Here is a 15,640-nt window from a genome sequence, read left to right as displayed (position 1 = left end):
CCATGCTCGAGTTCTATGGACAGAAACTCGCGTCCCGCCTTCTGCTGGGCACCGCGCTTTACCCCTCGCCTGCCGTCATGGCGGAGGCGGTGAAAGCGTCCGGCACGGAGATCGTCACGGTGTCGCTCCGCCGCGAAACATCGGGCGGCAAAGCCGGCGGCCAGTTCTGGTCGCTGGTCCAGTCGCTCGGCGTTCGCGTGCTGCCCAACACCGCCGGCTGCCACTCGGTGGTGGAAGCGGTCACCACGGCGCGGATGGCGCGCGAGGTGTTCGGCACCGACTGGATCAAGCTGGAAGTGATCGGCAACCACGATACGCTGCAGCCCGACGTCTTCGGATTGGTCGAAGCCGCAAGGATCCTTGCCTCCGAAGGCTTCGACGTGTTTCCCTATACGACCGACGACCTCATGGTTGCCGAGCGCCTGCTCGACGCCGGCTGCAGGCTCTTGATGCCCTGGTGCGCGCCGATCGGCTCCGCCCGCGGGCCGCAGAACCCCGATGCGCTGCGAAGCCTGCGCGGCCACTTCCCCGGCATTCCGCTGATCGTCGATGCCGGCATCGGCCGGCCCTCGCATGCCGCGGCCGTGATGGAGTTCGGCTACGACGCGGTGTTGCTCAACACGGCCGTCGCCAGGGCAGGCGATCCCGCCGCCATGGCCGCGGCCTTCGGCAAGGCGGTCGAGGCCGGCCGGGACGCCTATTGCGCCGGCCTGCTCGAGCCGCGCGACATGGCCGTTCCCTCCACCCCCGTCATCGGCATGGCAGCATTCTCATGAAGCTCGATCCGTTTTACCTGATCGTCGATTCCGCCGCTTGGATCGAACGTCTGGTGCCGCTCGGCGTGAAGCTGGTGCAGCTGCGCACTAAGGACCAGGACGAAGCTTCGCTGCGCCGAGAAATTCGCGCCTCGAAGGCAGTCTGTGACCGCCACGGCTGCCAGTTCATCGTCAACGACTACTGGCGCCTTGCGATCGAGGAAGATTGCGATTTCGTTCACCTCGGCCAGGAAGATCTGGCGGAGGCTGATGTGAAGGCGATCCGCAGGGCGGGCGTGAGGCTGGGCCTCAGCACTCACGACGGCGCCGAACTCGAAACCGCGCTCCAAGCCGAGCCGGACTATGTCGCGCTCGGACCGATCTACCCGACCATTCTCAAGGCGATGAAATGGGATCCGCAGGGGCTGGACCGCATTGCCGCCTGGAAGCAGCGCGTCGGCGAACTTCCGCTTGTGGCCATCGGCGGGCTCACCGTCGAGCGCGTAGCCGGTGTCTTCGCGCACGGCGCCCAAAGTGCGGCGGTCGTCACCGACATCACCCGCAACACGCACCCCGAGGCGCGGACGGCTGAATGGCTGGCGGCGACAGCCCAATGGCGTTGACGCCGCATGTGCTGATCGTCGCCGGCTGCGATTCAAGTGGCGGCGCCGGAACAGCCCGAGACGTCGAGACCGTATCCGCCTTTGGGCTGCGCAGTTGCCTCGCCGTCACGGCCGTGACCGTCCAGACGCACTCGGCCGTCGAACACATCGAGCAGATGCCGCCGCAGCTTATCGTCGCCCAAATGTGCGCTGCCTTTGCTGCCAATCCGGTCGCAGCCGTCAAGATCGGCATGCTGGGGACGGCGGCAGCCATTGAGGCGGTCGGCTCTGTCCTGGCGGCCCATCCGAAGGTGCCGGTGGTCCTCGACCCTGTGCTTGCCTCGACCTCGGGACGCGTGTTGCTGGAGGACGATGCCGTCGACGTGTTGCGCCGTGATCTGATGCCGCTCTGCCGGCTCGTGACCCCCAACCTGATTGAGCTCGCAAGGTTGGTGGGATCAGAACCTGCGACGGACGAAGAAGGCGCTTGCGTTCAAGGCGAGGACCTGTCGGCGACGGTGCGGACCGCCGTGCTCGTCAAGGGCGGGCACGCGCACGGAGATCACGCGAATGACCTTCTCATGCAGCCGGACCGTCGCGCCGTTCGGGTCGAAGCGCCTCGCGTCCATGCGGGGATGCGTGGCACCGGCTGCGTGCTGTCCAGCGCCATCGCCGCATCGTTAGCTCAAGGTCTGTCGTTGGAGGCGGCGGTACGGGGCGCCAAGGCCTATGTTCTTGAACTCCTTCGTGGGGCGCGATGACGTTGAACGGGCGAGCGCAATGCGCATCTTGACCGATTCCCAGGAGGTCAGAGGCGCATGCCCTCCAGGTCCGAGCCGGCGATCTAACAAACCTTGGAGGTCAATGGCATCAAGGCTAGCGTCTGCTATTCACCTCACTTCATAAGATGCCGCCCCAACAATCTGGAGCAGCGGCCGGAAGCGAACGGTCACAAGTGGCGGCCCGAGTTTGGCCTCCAGCATGGGCATGCAGCGGCAGTGTAGGCTTGTGTCGTCCGGGCAATGGTGGTTAGTCGCTCGATGGTGCTGCGCCTCCAACTTGACGGGAGCAAACGCGGGGTCGCCTTTTGCCCAGCCCGTCAACAGGCCCGGAAGTTCTGGCCTCGCTCAATTTTCATTAACAAAATCAAAGGTAATGGTGGGCCCGGAGGGACTCGAACCCCCAACCAAGCGGTTATGAGCCGCCGGCTCTAACCATTGAGCTACAGGCCCCACGCGGGCTGGCTTAGTGTTTTTCGCCGCCCGGCACAAGGCTTTCGAAAGCGCTGGCGGCAAATGCCAAAATCAGCTCATATTCGCTTCGTACAGCGGCGTGCGCGCCCATCAGGCGCGTGAACTGGTCCGGACTGCCCGCAACCCCCGGAATCGATGCTTTTTCGAGCCGGGCAGAGGTGGCGGGATACCGGATCGCAGATTTCGAGGAGTTTTCATGACCAGATATCTTTTGCCTGTCGCGCTCGCTGCCGCGATCGCGTTTCCGGCGCTGGCAGGCGCCGCCGACACCCAGCCGCCTCCGCGCATTGTCGTCTCGGGCGAAGGCGAAGCGACTGTCGCGCCTGACATGGCGATCCTGACGCTCAGCGTCATGCGTGAGGCAAAGACCGCGCGCGCCGCGCTCGATGCCAACAATGATGCCATGGCGGCCGTGATCGCGGCGATGAAATCGGCCGGCATTGCCGATCGCGACCTGCAGACAGCCGGCATCCAGATCAATCCGCGCTACAATTACACCAACAAGGCGGACGGCAGCCAGGAAGCCGAGCTCGTTGCCTACCAGGTGACGAACACACTGTCGGTGCGCGTGCGCGACGTCGACAAGACCGGCGACATCCTCGACAAGGCGGTGTCGCTCGGGGTCAACCAGGGCGGCGGCATCGCCTTCACCAACGATGATCCGAAGGCCACCATCACCGAGGCGCGCAAGAAGGCGGTGGCCGACGCGCTCGCCAAGGCCAAGACGCTCGCCGCGGCCGCCGGCGTCAACCTTGGCAAGGTGATCGAGATCACCGACCAGAACGTCGCGCCGGCGCCGATGCCGCTGAACGCCAAGGCTTTCGATGCCGCCCGCGCCGCCGTGCCGGTGCAGGCCGGCGAGAATTCCTACACCGTCCAGGTGACCGTCACGTTCGAGCTGAAATAGCCCGCCCGCTTCTGCTAATCGGACAAAACTAAACCCCGGAGGACAATCCTCCGGGGTTTATCTGAGCCGCGCTTCAGCACTGGCCGAAGGGGCTCCACTCACAGGTGACGTCGGCGAGAGTCATCCTGCTCCCGACCTCGCAGAAGGTCAGCTGGTCCTGCAGAGGATCATGCCAAGCCGGTCCTCGCAGGCTCCAGAAAAGCCTCAGCGATAGATGATCGGGCAGCCACGCTCGTTGGCGAAGACCACCACCACGCGGTCGCCATACTGACGGCCGGCCACCTTCACCGTTCGCCGGCTGATGTCGACGATGCGAACGCGGTGCAGGCCCATACGCTCGGCCTTGTCGAGCGCGCGGTCCGGCGAGCAGCCGCGGCGGCGCCAGTCGCGATCGCGGCGGTAATAGCCATCATCGCCGGTGTAGACGCCGAAGCGCGGATCGTGATTGTTGCCGAAGCCGAGATAGAGGCTGTCCGCATGCGCCGCCGGGATGGCGCCGAGCGTGCAAAGCCCGACAAGGGCCGAAAGGGCTGCCGTCTTGATCTGGTTGAACATTGTCTCTCTCCTTGTTGTGGGCCTCTCGCCCTTGAACGGATGGATTGGCGAACCAATGATTACAAAATGCCCTTTTGTGTCTGAACTTTGTGCGAACCGGCCGTTCATGTCCGGTTCATGTGGAAGAAAGGCAAAACCCCTCACCCGAATGCACTTCCAAATCTGACGCGGGGAACGCGTCACCGCGGCCCCAGTTCCCTCGAGGTTCAGATGCGAACCCGTCAGGGTTCGTCATCGTCATCAAGATGCGGACCCGTCAGGGTTCGTCATCAAGCACATAATCAAAATAGTCGTCCGGCTCGGCGAGATCCGTTTCCTTGGCCTTCACCCGGCCGCGGATCGAAATCCCGGCCTCATGCACGGTCTCGGCGCTTCCCGAAACCAGCTTGTGCCACCAATAGAGGTCGTGTCCCTCGGCGATGAGCCGGTAGGCGCAGGTCTTGGGCAGCCAGGTGATGGTGCGCACATTCTGCGGTGTGAGCCCGACGCAATCAGGCACGCGCGCCAGCCGGTTGGCATAATCCGAGCAAAGGCATTTTTCGGCGTCGAACAGCCGGCAGCCGACGCTCGTCCAATAGATTTCGCCGGTATCCTCGTCCTCGAGCTTGGACAGGCAGCATTTGCCGCAGCCGTCACAGAGTGATTCCCATTCGGCCGGCGTCATGGCCTCGAGCGTCTTGGTTTTCCAAAATGGCGCATTCATGCGGCTGGATTTGGCCCTCCGGGACCTGTCGGTCAAGCACTGCTGTCACAGTGACCCAGTATCAACATTAGAAAAACACGAAATTGCCTTCAAAAGGCCGGCCGGGCATCCTTGGCTGATAACAATGCCCGGCGGAACCAATTGATGCTGTTGAAAGTTTGGGCAGGGATGGGACCCCAGTAGGAGAAAATCGATATGAAACGCCAACCACGGATTCTGGCAGGTACGGCAATCGGCCTGCTAATGGCATCCGCGCCGTTGGGCGCGTATCCGCTGCAGGCCGATCTCGGCCCTTCGCGGGGGACGCCGTTTATCCTAGCGCAGTCGAACTGCGCCGAAGGCCAATCGGCTGAGGAATGTGCGCAAGGCCAGCAGGGGCAAGCCGAGCAGCCGAGGAAAAAGAAGCGCGAGCAGCAGACGGAATCGGCGCCGGCCGAACAGTCCGCCGAGCCCGAGCAGAAGCCGCGCCGGAAGCGGCAGGACCAGCAGCAGTCCGGCCAGGCGGAAGAGGCGGCCCCGGCGGAGCAACAGCTCAAACCGCGCAAGAAACGCGATCAACAGCAGCAGATTGAGGCAGCCCCTGCCGATCAGGGCGGACCGGCTGCGACCGACGAGCAGCAACCGCGCAAGAAGAAGCGCCAGCAGCAGACCGAAACCGCTCCGGCCGAGCAGCCGGCCGAACAGGCCGCGCCGGCGAGCGACGAACAGCAGCCGCGCAGGAAGAAGCGCCAGCAGCAGCAAACCGAAACGGCGCCGGCAGAGCAGCCCGCCGAACAGGCGGCGCCGGCGAGCGACGAACAGCAGCCGCTCAGGAAGAAGCGCCAGCAGCAGCAAACCGAGACCGCACCGGCCGAGCAGCCTGCCGAACAGGCGGCGCCGGCCAACGACAACACGCCGCAGGACAAGCTGCGCAGGAAGAAGCGGGATCAGCAGCAAACCGAGACCGCCCCGGCCGAGCAGGCGCCGAAGACCGAAGCCCCTGCCGGCGAAGCGCAGCAGGCCGAGCCGATGCAGAACAAGCAGCAAGCAGCACCGGCAGAAGGCGAACAGCCTCTGGACAAGACCAAGCGTAGAAAGACGGTCGGCGAGCAGCCCGGCACCGGTCAGGCGGTGACGGGAGAGCAACCTTCGACCAAGCAGCCCTCCAGCGAAGGCCAGGCAACCACCCAGCCCGCTACCGGTGAGCAGCCGGCTGAAGGCGGCGCGAACGCTGGCGCCGCACAGGGCGAAGCCCCTGCCAACGCGAACGAGGCTCCCATTCTCGACAGCCAGAAGGATGTCGTTCGCAAGCGCAAGGGCCGCCAGCCGGCCGGCCAGAACGAGAACGGACAGGCCGGTGTCGAGCAAGGCGGCAACCAGGCTGGACAGCAGGGCGGCAATCAGGCCGAGCAGCGGCCTGCCGCGGTCGATCAGGGACCGCCGCCCACCGACGACAAGGCGGCCCAGCAGGCGATCAAGCCTGAGAAGCTTGTTCCGGTCACCGAGGAAAAGGGCAAGCGGATCGAGCTTACGCCCGAGCAGGTGGTCCGCGAGCGCCGCCGGCCCCAGGGCGCGGATGTGGTGAAGCAGTTCGGCGACCGCGTGATCCTCCAGTTCAACAACCAGACTTTCGTGGAAAGCAACGAGGCTCCTCGCATCACCCGTGGCGCCAGGGATGTCTATTACGAGGATCTGCCGCGCGGCCGCACCCGCGAGACCGTGGAGCGCGAGAATGGCGTCAAGATCGTCACCATCCGCAACCGCAATGGCGACATCGTCCAGCGTTCGCGCATCACGCCTGACGGGCGCGAATATGTGCTGAGCTATGTCGACGAGCGCTATTACCAGGATGTCGACGACTGGCGCGATCCAGGCGACGACCTGCCGCCGATGCGTCTCGACATATCGCGTCGGGACTACATCCTGGATTCGGAAGAAGTCGAGGATCCGGACGAGTATTACACCTTCCTCGAGCAGCCGCCGGTGGAGAGGGTGCAGCGTCTCTACTCGATCGACGAGGTCAAGCGCTCGGCCCGCGTGCGCGACATCGCCCGTCGTATCGACCTCGACACGCTCAACTTCGATTTCGGCTCGGCGACTCTTTCCGACACCGAAGTGCAGAAGCTCGAAGGCGTGGCCACCGCCATGGACAAACTTCTCAAGAAGAACCCGGCCGAGACCTTCCTGATCGAGGGCCACACCGACGCCGTCGGTACGCCTGACGCGAACCTCGCACTGTCGGATCGGCGTGCCGAGGCGGTCGCCGAAGCGTTGACCAACGCTTTCGGCGTCCCGGCCGAGAACCTCACGACACAGGGCTATGGCGAGGAATATCTCAAGGTGAATACGTCTAGCCCGAACCGCGAGAACCGTCGTGTTGCCATCCGCCGCATCACCTCGCTGGTGGCGCCTGTGGCGAGCAACGAGCAATGACTTCAAGGTCCTGAGCCGATTTTCGGAATCAGCGCGACAAGATTGGGCCCGTCCGGACCCGGACGGGCCCTTTCTCTTGAAATTCAAGAATAATTGTCCCGCTCATCCCGCCGTGCTCATTGAATCGCCGCATTGCGGCACCCAGATTCCAGTCAGGGCGTTCCCTGCCCTGTCCCGACTCCAGCGGGACACATGAGCCCCGCCGGCGCCCCTCTCCGGCGGGGCTTTATCTTGAAAATAAGTCCACCTGCCGGAAATACGGCGGAACCCCACAGAGCAATTCCAGGAGAATGCGCAGCGGTTTTCGGAATTGCGTAGATCAGGGCGAAACCGCCCCGGAACATCTCAGGAAGCGTCTCAAACTCGCGTCGAATCCGTCGAAAGGCAGGAAGGGCGTCGCGGAATGAGGCGGCCGCGGGCTTTCAGTAGATCCTTCTGACCTTCGTCGGCGAGTTGGCGAACACTTCGTCAGGCACGAAAAAATCGCCGGCAAGCTGATCAGCCGCGCCTGGCGCATAGGCCGAAAAGTCCGTGACGCCCTCTGCCCGCAGCACCTCTTCGTCGATGTAGAAATTGCCGGTCGCCTCGCGCGCCGGCCGCAGGAAGATCGCGCACGCGGCATCGGCCATGATGTCGGGCGAGCGGCTCATCGCAGCCACCGTGGCGCCACCCAGGAGATTGCGCACGGCGGCCGTGTCGATGGTCGAGATCGGCCACAACGAATTGACGGCGATGCCGTCTTTGGCGAACTCGGCGCTCATGCCGAGCGTGCACATGGACATGCCGAACTTGGCCATCGTGTAGGCGACGTGGTTCTTGAACCACTTGGCCTTCATGTCGAGCGGCGGCGCCAGATTCAGGATGTGAGGATTGTTTGCCAACTTCAGGTGTGGAATGCACATTTTGGACACCAGGAACGTGCCGCGCGTGTTGATCTGGTGCATCAGATCGTAGCGCCTCATGTCGGTCTCCAGCGTGCCGGTAAGCTGGATGGCGCTGGCATTGTTGACGCAGATGTCGATGCCGCCGAACCGCTCGACGGTCTTTGCCACCGCCTCGCCGACCTGAGCCTCGTCGCGGATGTCGCAAAGCACCGGCAGCGCCTTGCCGCCGGCCTGCTCGATCTCTTCGGCCGCGCTGTAGATCGTGCCCGGCAGCTTCGGATGCGGCTCGGCGGTTTTGGCCGCAATCGTCACATTGGCGCCGTCGCGCGCCGCGCGCAGCGCGATCGCCAACCCAATCCCGCGCGATCCGCCCGAGATGAACAGCGTCTTTCCCTTGAGCGACATGTCTCGGCTCCCTCTGCAACAGGGAGGCAACTTGCGCGGCGGGCAGCCGTGGCGCAAGGCCAAAGGCACCGGACCGAGGTTACGCAGCGTCGTGCTGAAAGGGTCTAGACCAGCACCAGCCCTTGCCGCATGGCGATGGCGATCGCATCGGTGCGGTTGGCGGCGCCGAGCTTGATCAGGATCGCGGCGACGTGGAATTTCGCCGTGTGGACGGAGATGTTGAGCCGACGGGCGATCACCTTGTTGGGCGCGCCTTCCGCCAGCAGTGCGAGCACTTCAGCCTCGCGCGGCGACAACGCCGCGCGGGGCTGGTTGTCGTCGGGCGTCTCGTCCTCGGACACCCCCGCGTGGAACTCGCCATGTGCACCAAGATCTGACGGTCCTGCGCGGCCGATGCGATAGCCGGTCGCCGCCAAGCGCAAGGCGGCGGCAATCAGCAGGCCGTCGGCGGACGCCGGCAGCGTCGCAAACACATTGCCGCCCGGCCTTTCATGGCCGGCGCGGCGCGACAGCAGCACACATGGCGTTGCCGGGCTCACGGCCCGGCTTTCCGAAGCAGCCTCATCGACCAAGGCGACATCCGCCGTTTGACCCATGCCGCTCCCGGCGAGGATCGGCAGCAGGTCCTCGCTCGCCGCAAGCGCATCGACCAGTTGCTCGGCGCGGGCCGCGTCGCCGAGCGCGATCAGCACCGTCAGCCGGTTGCTTGCCGGCTCCGGTCGAGCAATCGTTTGTATCGCGCTGCTTGCCATCGGCCCTCTCAGCTCAACGGCTTTTCGCCGATGGTGATCGAAACATCGCGCTCAGCGCCGCCACTCAAGATACCGAGCGTCACGCTCGTGCCGGCGCTGTCCGGCCCGAGCTTGCGGATCAGCTCGCGCGGCCCATGCACGGCCTCGCCATTCCAGGCGACGATGATGTCGCCGACATGCAGGCCGGCGGCTTTCGCCGGGCCGCTGTCGTCGAGGCTCATCACCATGGCGCCGTGGGTGTCGCTGTTGCGGATCGGGTGCAGCCCGGCACCGAGATAGCCGCGCGCGACATGTCCCTTCTGGCGCAGCGTCGCGACCGCCCGCTCCATCGTCTCGTAAGGCATGACCAGCGCCCGCCGGCGCGGCCCGAACAAAAGCATGCCGATCAGGCCGCCTTTGGCATCGAGCACCGGACCGCCCTCGAAGCGGCCGCCGGCGTTGATGGCCAGATTGATGCGCCGGTCGATCGCGCCGCCGCGCATCGAGCGCCAGGCGGGCCCGACCTCGCCGACCGTGCCAAAGACCGCGAGTGCTGCCCCTTCGCTATTGCCGACGGCGATCGCCACATTGCCTGGGCGCACGGCAGCGGCCTCAGCCAGTTGCGGCAGACCGGCGGCGGAAGCCGGCTTCAGCAGGGCAACGCCCGTCGAAGGATCGCGGCCGGCAAGCTCGGCCTTCACAGTTTCGCCCGAGGCCAGCGTCAGCTCGATCTCCTCTCCGGCTTCGACCGCTTCCTCCGCGGTAACAAAGAAGCCGTCGCGCCAGTGGAAGGCGCTCGCGGTGCGGTGGTGATGCGTAGCGAAGCTTGCCAGCGCCGGCGCGGCGGCCGCCGCGATATCGGCAACGGCATCGGAAAAGGCACTGAGGTTGAAGTTGCTCATATCGATGATCTCCTGGGCTCTGTGACCCAGATATCGCTCTATGTCGCCGCCGCGGATACTCGCCTGACGGCTAGTCGAGTGCCTGACTGGCCATGTGGTCAGGTCGCGGCAATTGCTGCCGCTCCGCACATATAGGCATCGTTTGCGCCAGATCACACGGGAGCCCCACCCATGGCCTTCGCCGCCGAAAAACTCCAATCCGATGGCGCCTTGCTCGACGCCTACTCGGCGACGGTCGCCGACGCCGTCGATCGAATCGGACCGGCCGTCTGCCGCATCGAGCGCATTGGTGCCGGCGGCCATGGCTCGGGCTTCGTGATCGCTCAGGACGGGCTGGTCGTCACCAATTTCCACGTCGTCGGCGACGCCCGCGACGTTAGGGTCACGATGCCGGATGGCGCTTCGCGCGAGGGGCGCGTGCTTGGCCGCGACCCCGACACCGACATCGCGCTGGTGCGCGCCGACGGCAGCTTTGCCGACGTCGCCCCGCTCGGCGATTCCAAGCGCCTCAGGCGCGGCCAGATCGCGATCGCCATCGGCAATCCGCTCGGCTTCGAATGGACCGTCACCGCCGGCGTCGTCTCGGCGCTCGGCCGCTCGATGCGCGCCTCGACCGGCAGGCTGATCGACGACGTCATTCAGACGGACGCCGCGCTCAACCCCGGCAATTCCGGCGGACCGCTGGTGTCGTCGGCTGGCGAAGTCGTCGGTGTCAACACCGCCATGATCCACGGCGCGCAAGGCATTGCCTTCGCGGTCGCCTCCAACACCGCCAATTTCGTCATTTCCGAGATCATCCGCTTCGGCCGCGTGCGCCGCGCCTTCATCGGCGTCTCTGCCGATACGACCAACCTGCCGCGCCGTGCCGCACTTCTGTCACAGGTCACGACCAACACGGCCGTGCGCCTGCGCAGTGTCGAGAAGAACAGCCCCGCCGCGAGGGCTGGCCTGAAGGAAGGCGACATCATCGCCGCTATCGACGGCCGACCGGTCACCGGCGTCGATGATCTCGTGCGCATGCTCGACGCCGAACGTATCGGTCGCGAGACGCTCTGCACCGTCGTGCGCCGCACCGGCGTCAGCCAGGTCGCCGTGACGCCGGTGGCGCGGACGAACTGAGACCCGCTGACTGGCCTAGCTCCCGGCCGCGCCATTGGCGTATTGCGCCAGGAATTCTTCGCTCGGCGCAATAGGCTTGATCACGTCGATCAGTACGCCGTTGGGATCCTTGGTGATGAAATGGCGCTGGCCGAAGGGCTCGTCGCGCAAGGTGCGCAGGATCGGCAGGCCTGCGGCGACGATGCGCTTATAGACGGCGTCGGGATCGCGGACCTCGAAATTAATCAGCAGGCCGGACGTGCGTCCCCGACCCTCCTCAGGGATTGTCTCATGGTCCCCGTCGACGATGCCGAGATTGACGCGGCGATCCTCGGCCGACTGAAGATGGACGTACCAGTCGCTGTCGAACAGCGCCTTGAAGCGGAAATGCTCGATATAAAAGGCGGCCGTGGCGGCGACGTCGCCGGTCATCAGCACCGGATAATAGCTGGTCGTCTTCATCTTTCTTTCTCCTGTCACCCGACATACAGTCTGTATGTAAATGCAAATAACATACAGGCTGTATGTATGCAACAAGAGTCTGGACGCCGCTCCAACCGCGACCGCACCGAGGCGACGCGCGCCGATCTGATCCGCGCGGCGCGCAAATTGTTCACGGAAAAATCCTATGCGGAGACCGGAACGCCGGAGATCGTGGCCGCCGCCGGCGTGACGCGTGGGGCGCTCTATCATCATTTTGCCGACAAGCAGGCGTTGTTCGCCGCGGTCGTCGATCAGGAGGCAGCGACCGTCGCAGCGGAGATCGACCGCGCCTCGCCCGCCTCGCTCTCGGCCCGCGATGCCTTGATCGCCGGCTCCGACGCCTATCTCGCGGCGATGCGCGCGCCCGGCCGCACGCGGCTTTTGCTGCTCGATGGACCGGCCGTGCTTGGCCGCGCGGCGATGGACGAGATCGACAACCGCCACGGCAACCGCTCGCTGCGCGAAGGCCTGGTCGCAGCCATGCGCGCGCGCTCGATGGTCAAGCTGCCGGCCGAGGCGCTGACCGCCCTGCTGGCCGCCGCCTTCGATCGTGCGGCTTTGGCCATCGAGGCCGGCGCATCGGTCGAGGATTATCGCGCCGTGCTGATCGCGCTCATGGACGGCTTGTCTCCGGCTCCTCCTCCGTCCAAACGCCCGGTTCCAGCTCGTTGAAGCAGCCGAGCTGCCGCTTGAACTCGTCGATGAGCCACGACGCCGCCGGCTTGGGGCTCCGGTCGTTGCGGTGCATCGCGTACATCGGCGCACGCACCTCGCGATAAGGCTCGAGATCGAGCTCGACCAGCCGCCCGCTGGCGATGTCGTCGGCAATCAGCCAGCGCGGCAGCCCGCCCCAGCCGAGACCCTCACGCATCAGGGCGTGCTTGGTGCGCACGTCCGTCAGCCGCCAGGTGCGATAGGCAAACACGCCATAGTCGCGGCCCCGCGTCCGCTCCGACTGGTCGGAAACGACAAGCTGGATGTGGTCGCGCAGATCTTCGATCGCAATTGGCTTCGGCAGTTTCGCCAGCGGGTGGTCGGGTGCGGCAGCCGGCACCAGCGAGATGAAGCCGATGCGCAGCAGATTGACGTCCGCATCGCCTTGCAGGCCGCCAAAGCCGAGGTCCGACTGGCCGTTGACGACCTGATCGACGATCAGGCCGAGCGAACCGATATAGAGGCGCAGCATCACCGCCGGGAACTGGGCCTCGAAAGCCTTGAGCACCCGCACGAGCGCCGGCGAAGGCAGCGCCACGTCGACCGACAGGCTCACTTCCGCCTCCAGCCCTTGCCTATAGCCGTCGGCGCGCGAGCGGATGCGCTGCAGCACGCCGATCATGCGCCGCGCGTCCTCCAGCATGGCCTTTCCGACATCGGTCAGTTGGGGCTCGCGCAGGCCTTCGCGCTCGAACAGTTTCAGGCCCAGTTGCGCTTCCAGGTTCGCGATGCCGTAGCTCACCACCGACTGCGCCCTGTTTAGCTTGCGCCCCGCGGCCGAGAAGCTGCCGGTGTCGGCCACCGCCACCAGGATCTGCAATTGGTCGAGCGTCGGATTTGGCTGCATGATCAATCCACATTCTCGATGGATACTATGCAAATAATACCAGTTTTCCGGATAGAGCGGCAACCCCATATTGGACGGGAAAGTCAATCCAACCCAAAGGGGACACCGCCATGTCCATACTGCTTGTTACCTCCAGCCCGCGCGGCGCCGCCTCGCACTCGACCCGCGTCGCCACCGATCTTGCTCAGAAGCTGGTCGCCGCCGATCCGTCCAACACACTTGTCGTGCGCGACTTGGTCGCCGATCCGCTGCCGCATATCGATCCTGACTATGCCACCGGCATCTACACCCCGGCCGAGGCACGCAGCCCGCGTCAGGCCGAGGTGGTCGGCGTATCCGATGCGGTGCTCGACGAGCTGTTCGCGGCTGACACGATTATCCTCGCCACCGGTTTCATCAACTTCAACATTTCCTCGACGTTGAAGTCGTGGATCGACCACGTCGCACGCTCGGGCAGGACTTTTGCTTATGGTGAGAATGGCCCGAAGGGCCTGGTCGCCGGCAAGAAGGTCTATATCGTGCTTGCTTCGGGCGGCATCTATTCCGAGGGTGCCGCGGTGCAGATGGATCACGCCATCCCCTACCTGCGCGGCGTGCTTGCCTTCCTGGGCATGACGGACGTCGAAGTGATCCGCGTCGAAGGCGTCGGCATGGGCGCCGACGCGGTTACCGCCGCGCTTGCCAAGGCGACCGCCAAGGTGGATGCGATCGCTGCCGCGGCTGCTAACGCGGACGGGATCGCCGTGGCCGCGTAATCATTGCCTTGAGAATGAAGATACCCTGAGAATGACAAGGCGGGCGCCGATTGGCGCCTGCCTTTCTTGCATGTTCGTCAAGCCGTCCCGATCTGGAACGACTGTTTCTTCCCGCTGGTGCTGATCACCTTCGACAATTTGAGGAAACTGCCCCAGGGCCTGACGGTGTTCGTCGGATTCACCGCCGACTAGCTGTTCACCGGGCTGACACTGGCGGCGCTGCCGAGTACCCTGTTCTATGTCGTGCCGTCGAAGCGGTTCATTGCCGGCATCACCCAAGCGGTCGAACAGGGCGCGGTCGAACAAGGCGCGGTCGAACAGGGCGCGGCCGAATAGCGAAGAGATCAGATCAGGGCATCAAAAAGTGGCAAGCCAGAACAAGATCATCATCACCTGCGCGGTCACAGGCTCGATCCACACGCCGTCAATGTCGCCGCACTTGCCGGTGACGGCCGAGGAGATCGCGACCGCCGCTATCGAGGCGGCCGAGGCGGGTGCCGCGATCGTCCACCTTCATGCCCGCAATCCGGTCGACGGACGCCCCGACCAGTCGACCGAGGCGTTCGCCCCTTTCCTGCAGGTCATCAAGCAGCGCTCCAACTGCGTCGTCAACATCACCACCGGTGGTGCGGCGACGATGAGCGTGGAGGAACGCGTCAGGCCCGCGAAAGTCTTCGCGCCCGAGGTCGCCTCGCTCAACATGGGCTCGATGAACTTCGCGCTGTTTCCGATGCTGGAGCGCTTCAAGACGTTCGAGCATGAGTGGGAGCGGCCCTATCTCGAATCGTCGCGCGACCGGATCTTCCGCAACACTTTCGGCGATATCGAGCACATATTGCGCACCTGCGCCGACAACGGCACGCGCTTCGAGATCGAGTGCTACGACATCGGCCATCTCTATACCCTGGCGCATTTCGTCGAGCGCGGGCTGGTGAAGGCACCGTTCTTCGTCCAGAGCGTGTTCGGCATCCTCGGCGGAATCGGCACGCATCCGGAGGACGTCGCCCATATGAAGCGCACGGCCGATCGGCTGTTCGGCAACGAATATCACTGGTCGGTGCTGGGCGCCGGCCGCCACCAACTGCCGATCGCCACGCAGGCGATCGCGCTGGGCGGCAATGTGCGGGTTGGCCTGGAGGACTCGTTATGGATCGGCAAGGGCAAGCTTGCCCGCTCGAGCGCCGAACAAGTAACGAAGGTCCGCCAGATCATCGAGGGCTTCGGCGCCTCGATCGCCACGCCCGACGAGGCGCGGCACATCCTGCAGCTGAAGGGCGGCGACAAAGTCGCGTTCTGATCCCGACAAAAACGGACCCCGCGGCAACGCCTATCCGAACATCCGCTCGCCCTGCTCGTCGACGAGCTGGATGCCCTTCTTGATCGAGATGTCGACCGCATCGTCCAGCCCGGCGAAACGGTCGGCGCGGATGAAGCGGTGCTCCTTCATCACGCCGTCCACCTCCTTGGAGACGATGCCGCAGGTCTGGTACTGGCCGTCCGCCTTGTAGGGCGTGGCGCTGATCAGGAATCCCTTGTGCTCGACCTGCTTTGCCGGCTTCGCGGCTCCGGTGTCCGTCGCCTCACCACCGCCGCCGCCGAAAAGACGTTTCAGAAAAGACATAGCGCATCCTCCA

19 protein-coding genes and 1 tRNA gene are annotated in these 15,640 nt (G+C 64.9%); 10 read left to right on the top strand and 10 right to left on the bottom strand.

Annotated elements, in window-relative coordinates:
* Positions 1-2 precede the first annotated feature (2 nt).
* Genes A9K71_RS11200 through A9K71_RS11190 form a run of 3 tightly spaced genes read left to right on the top strand, consistent with a single transcriptional unit; the run spans position 3 to position 2,118 of the window.
* Entirely contained in the window at positions 3-776 is a 774-nt protein-coding gene (locus tag A9K71_RS11200; RefSeq protein ID WP_066994666.1) for a thiazole synthase, read from the top strand.
* Positions 773-1,378 carry a thiamine phosphate synthase gene (locus A9K71_RS11195; RefSeq protein WP_066994663.1) on the top strand — a complete coding sequence of 202 codons (606 nt, stop codon included), beginning with the start codon at positions 773-775 and terminating at the stop codon, positions 1,376-1,378. Before A9K71_RS11200 ends, A9K71_RS11195 begins: the two co-directional genes overlap by 4 nt.
* Positions 1,369-2,118: a hydroxymethylpyrimidine/phosphomethylpyrimidine kinase gene (locus tag A9K71_RS11190; RefSeq protein WP_066994661.1), complete on the top strand. Its 750-nt coding sequence runs from the start codon at positions 1,369-1,371 to the stop codon at positions 2,116-2,118. Before A9K71_RS11195 ends, A9K71_RS11190 begins: the two co-directional genes overlap by 10 nt.
* 395 nt (positions 2,119-2,513) lie before the next feature.
* Here the strand turns inward: A9K71_RS11190 and A9K71_RS11185 are convergent.
* Positions 2,514-2,589: transfer RNA gene (locus A9K71_RS11185), tRNA-Ile, on the bottom strand.
* Between the two features lie 217 nt (positions 2,590-2,806).
* Between A9K71_RS11185 and A9K71_RS11180 the strand changes: the two genes are divergently transcribed.
* Positions 2,807-3,517 (top strand): SIMPL domain-containing protein, encoded by a 711-nt coding sequence (locus A9K71_RS11180; RefSeq protein ID WP_066994657.1) that lies wholly within the window; start codon positions 2,807-2,809, stop codon positions 3,515-3,517.
* A gap of 204 nt (positions 3,518-3,721) precedes the next feature.
* Here the strand turns inward: A9K71_RS11180 and A9K71_RS11175 are convergent, their stop codons facing one another.
* The 3 genes from A9K71_RS11175 to A9K71_RS32490 form a co-directional block, all read right to left on the bottom strand.
* Positions 3,722-4,072, bottom strand: a complete 351-nt coding sequence (locus tag A9K71_RS11175; protein ID WP_067326832.1) for a hypothetical protein — start codon at positions 4,070-4,072, stop codon at positions 3,722-3,724.
* Between the two features lie 256 nt (positions 4,073-4,328).
* The gene (locus A9K71_RS11170) at positions 4,329-4,775 is read right to left on the bottom strand and encodes a YcgN family cysteine cluster protein (RefSeq protein ID WP_066994651.1); all 447 of its coding nucleotides are present in this window, start codon (positions 4,773-4,775) and stop codon (positions 4,329-4,331) included.
* Positions 4,776-5,090: 315 nt separating this feature from the next.
* Positions 5,091-5,801: a hypothetical protein gene (locus tag A9K71_RS32490; RefSeq protein ID WP_245299583.1), complete on the bottom strand. Its 711-nt coding sequence runs from the start codon at positions 5,799-5,801 to the stop codon at positions 5,091-5,093.
* Here A9K71_RS32490 and A9K71_RS32485 point away from each other — a divergent pair.
* The gene (locus A9K71_RS32485) at positions 5,784-7,187 is read left to right on the top strand and encodes an OmpA family protein (protein WP_245299582.1); all 1,404 of its coding nucleotides are present in this window, start codon (positions 5,784-5,786) and stop codon (positions 7,185-7,187) included. The genes A9K71_RS32490 and A9K71_RS32485 overlap by 18 nt on opposite strands.
* 422 nt (positions 7,188-7,609) lie before the next feature.
* Here the strand turns inward: A9K71_RS32485 and A9K71_RS11160 are convergent, their stop codons facing one another.
* From A9K71_RS11160 to A9K71_RS11150, 3 genes are all read right to left on the bottom strand, one after another.
* Positions 7,610-8,476 carry an NAD(P)-dependent oxidoreductase gene (locus A9K71_RS11160; protein ID WP_066994647.1) on the bottom strand — a complete coding sequence of 289 codons (867 nt, stop codon included), beginning with the start codon at positions 8,474-8,476 and terminating at the stop codon, positions 7,610-7,612.
* Positions 8,477-8,580: 104 nt separating this feature from the next.
* Positions 8,581-9,228: a helix-turn-helix transcriptional regulator gene (locus A9K71_RS11155; RefSeq protein WP_066994643.1), complete on the bottom strand. Its 648-nt coding sequence runs from the start codon at positions 9,226-9,228 to the stop codon at positions 8,581-8,583.
* A gap of 8 nt (positions 9,229-9,236) precedes the next feature.
* Positions 9,237-10,109, bottom strand: coding sequence for a S1C family serine protease (locus tag A9K71_RS11150; RefSeq protein WP_066994640.1), 873 nt, complete (start codon positions 10,107-10,109; stop codon positions 9,237-9,239).
* Between the two features lie 171 nt (positions 10,110-10,280).
* Here A9K71_RS11150 and A9K71_RS11145 point away from each other — a divergent pair, with 171 nt between their 5' ends.
* On the top strand, positions 10,281-11,228 hold the full coding sequence (locus tag A9K71_RS11145) for a trypsin-like peptidase domain-containing protein (protein ID WP_066994637.1): 948 nt from the start codon (positions 10,281-10,283) through the stop codon (positions 11,226-11,228).
* A gap of 15 nt (positions 11,229-11,243) precedes the next feature.
* Here the strand turns inward: A9K71_RS11145 and A9K71_RS11140 are convergent, their stop codons facing one another.
* Complete coding sequence (locus tag A9K71_RS11140; RefSeq protein WP_066994633.1) at positions 11,244-11,669, bottom strand: VOC family protein; 426 nt, start codon at positions 11,667-11,669, stop codon at positions 11,244-11,246.
* Between the two features lie 66 nt (positions 11,670-11,735).
* Here A9K71_RS11140 and A9K71_RS11135 point away from each other — a divergent pair, with 66 nt between their 5' ends.
* A complete protein-coding gene (locus A9K71_RS11135; protein WP_066994630.1) occupies positions 11,736-12,362 on the top strand; it encodes a TetR/AcrR family transcriptional regulator in 627 nt (208 codons plus the stop codon).
* Here the strand turns inward: A9K71_RS11135 and A9K71_RS11130 are convergent.
* Positions 12,304-13,251 carry a LysR family transcriptional regulator gene (locus A9K71_RS11130; protein ID WP_066994956.1) on the bottom strand — a complete coding sequence of 316 codons (948 nt, stop codon included), beginning with the start codon at positions 13,249-13,251 and terminating at the stop codon, positions 12,304-12,306. The genes A9K71_RS11135 and A9K71_RS11130 overlap by 59 nt on opposite strands.
* Before the next feature lie 110 nt (positions 13,252-13,361).
* On the opposite strand from A9K71_RS11130, the gene A9K71_RS11125 reads away from it, so the two are divergent.
* From A9K71_RS11125 to A9K71_RS11120, 3 genes are all read left to right on the top strand, one after another.
* Positions 13,362-14,006, top strand: coding sequence for an FMN-dependent NADH-azoreductase (locus A9K71_RS11125; RefSeq protein WP_066994627.1), 645 nt, complete (start codon positions 13,362-13,364; stop codon positions 14,004-14,006).
* A gap of 66 nt (positions 14,007-14,072) precedes the next feature.
* On the top strand, positions 14,073-14,198 hold the full coding sequence (locus A9K71_RS32865) for a hypothetical protein (protein ID WP_280940543.1): 126 nt from the start codon (positions 14,073-14,075) through the stop codon (positions 14,196-14,198).
* A 172-nt stretch (positions 14,199-14,370) separates the two neighbouring features.
* Positions 14,371-15,303 carry a 3-keto-5-aminohexanoate cleavage protein gene (locus A9K71_RS11120; RefSeq protein WP_066994624.1) on the top strand — a complete coding sequence of 311 codons (933 nt, stop codon included), beginning with the start codon at positions 14,371-14,373 and terminating at the stop codon, positions 15,301-15,303.
* Positions 15,304-15,333: 30 nt separating this feature from the next.
* On the opposite strand, the gene A9K71_RS11115 is transcribed toward A9K71_RS11120, so the two are convergent.
* Positions 15,334-15,627 carry an HlyU family transcriptional regulator gene (locus A9K71_RS11115; protein ID WP_066994621.1) on the bottom strand — a complete coding sequence of 98 codons (294 nt, stop codon included), beginning with the start codon at positions 15,625-15,627 and terminating at the stop codon, positions 15,334-15,336.
* Positions 15,628-15,640 lie beyond the last annotated feature (13 nt).

The organism is Mesorhizobium sp. WSM3873 (genome assembly GCF_001672445.1).
Taxonomy (GTDB): domain Bacteria; phylum Pseudomonadota; class Alphaproteobacteria; order Rhizobiales; family Rhizobiaceae; genus Mesorhizobium.
This window is presented reverse-complemented; position numbering and strand designations above follow the sequence as displayed.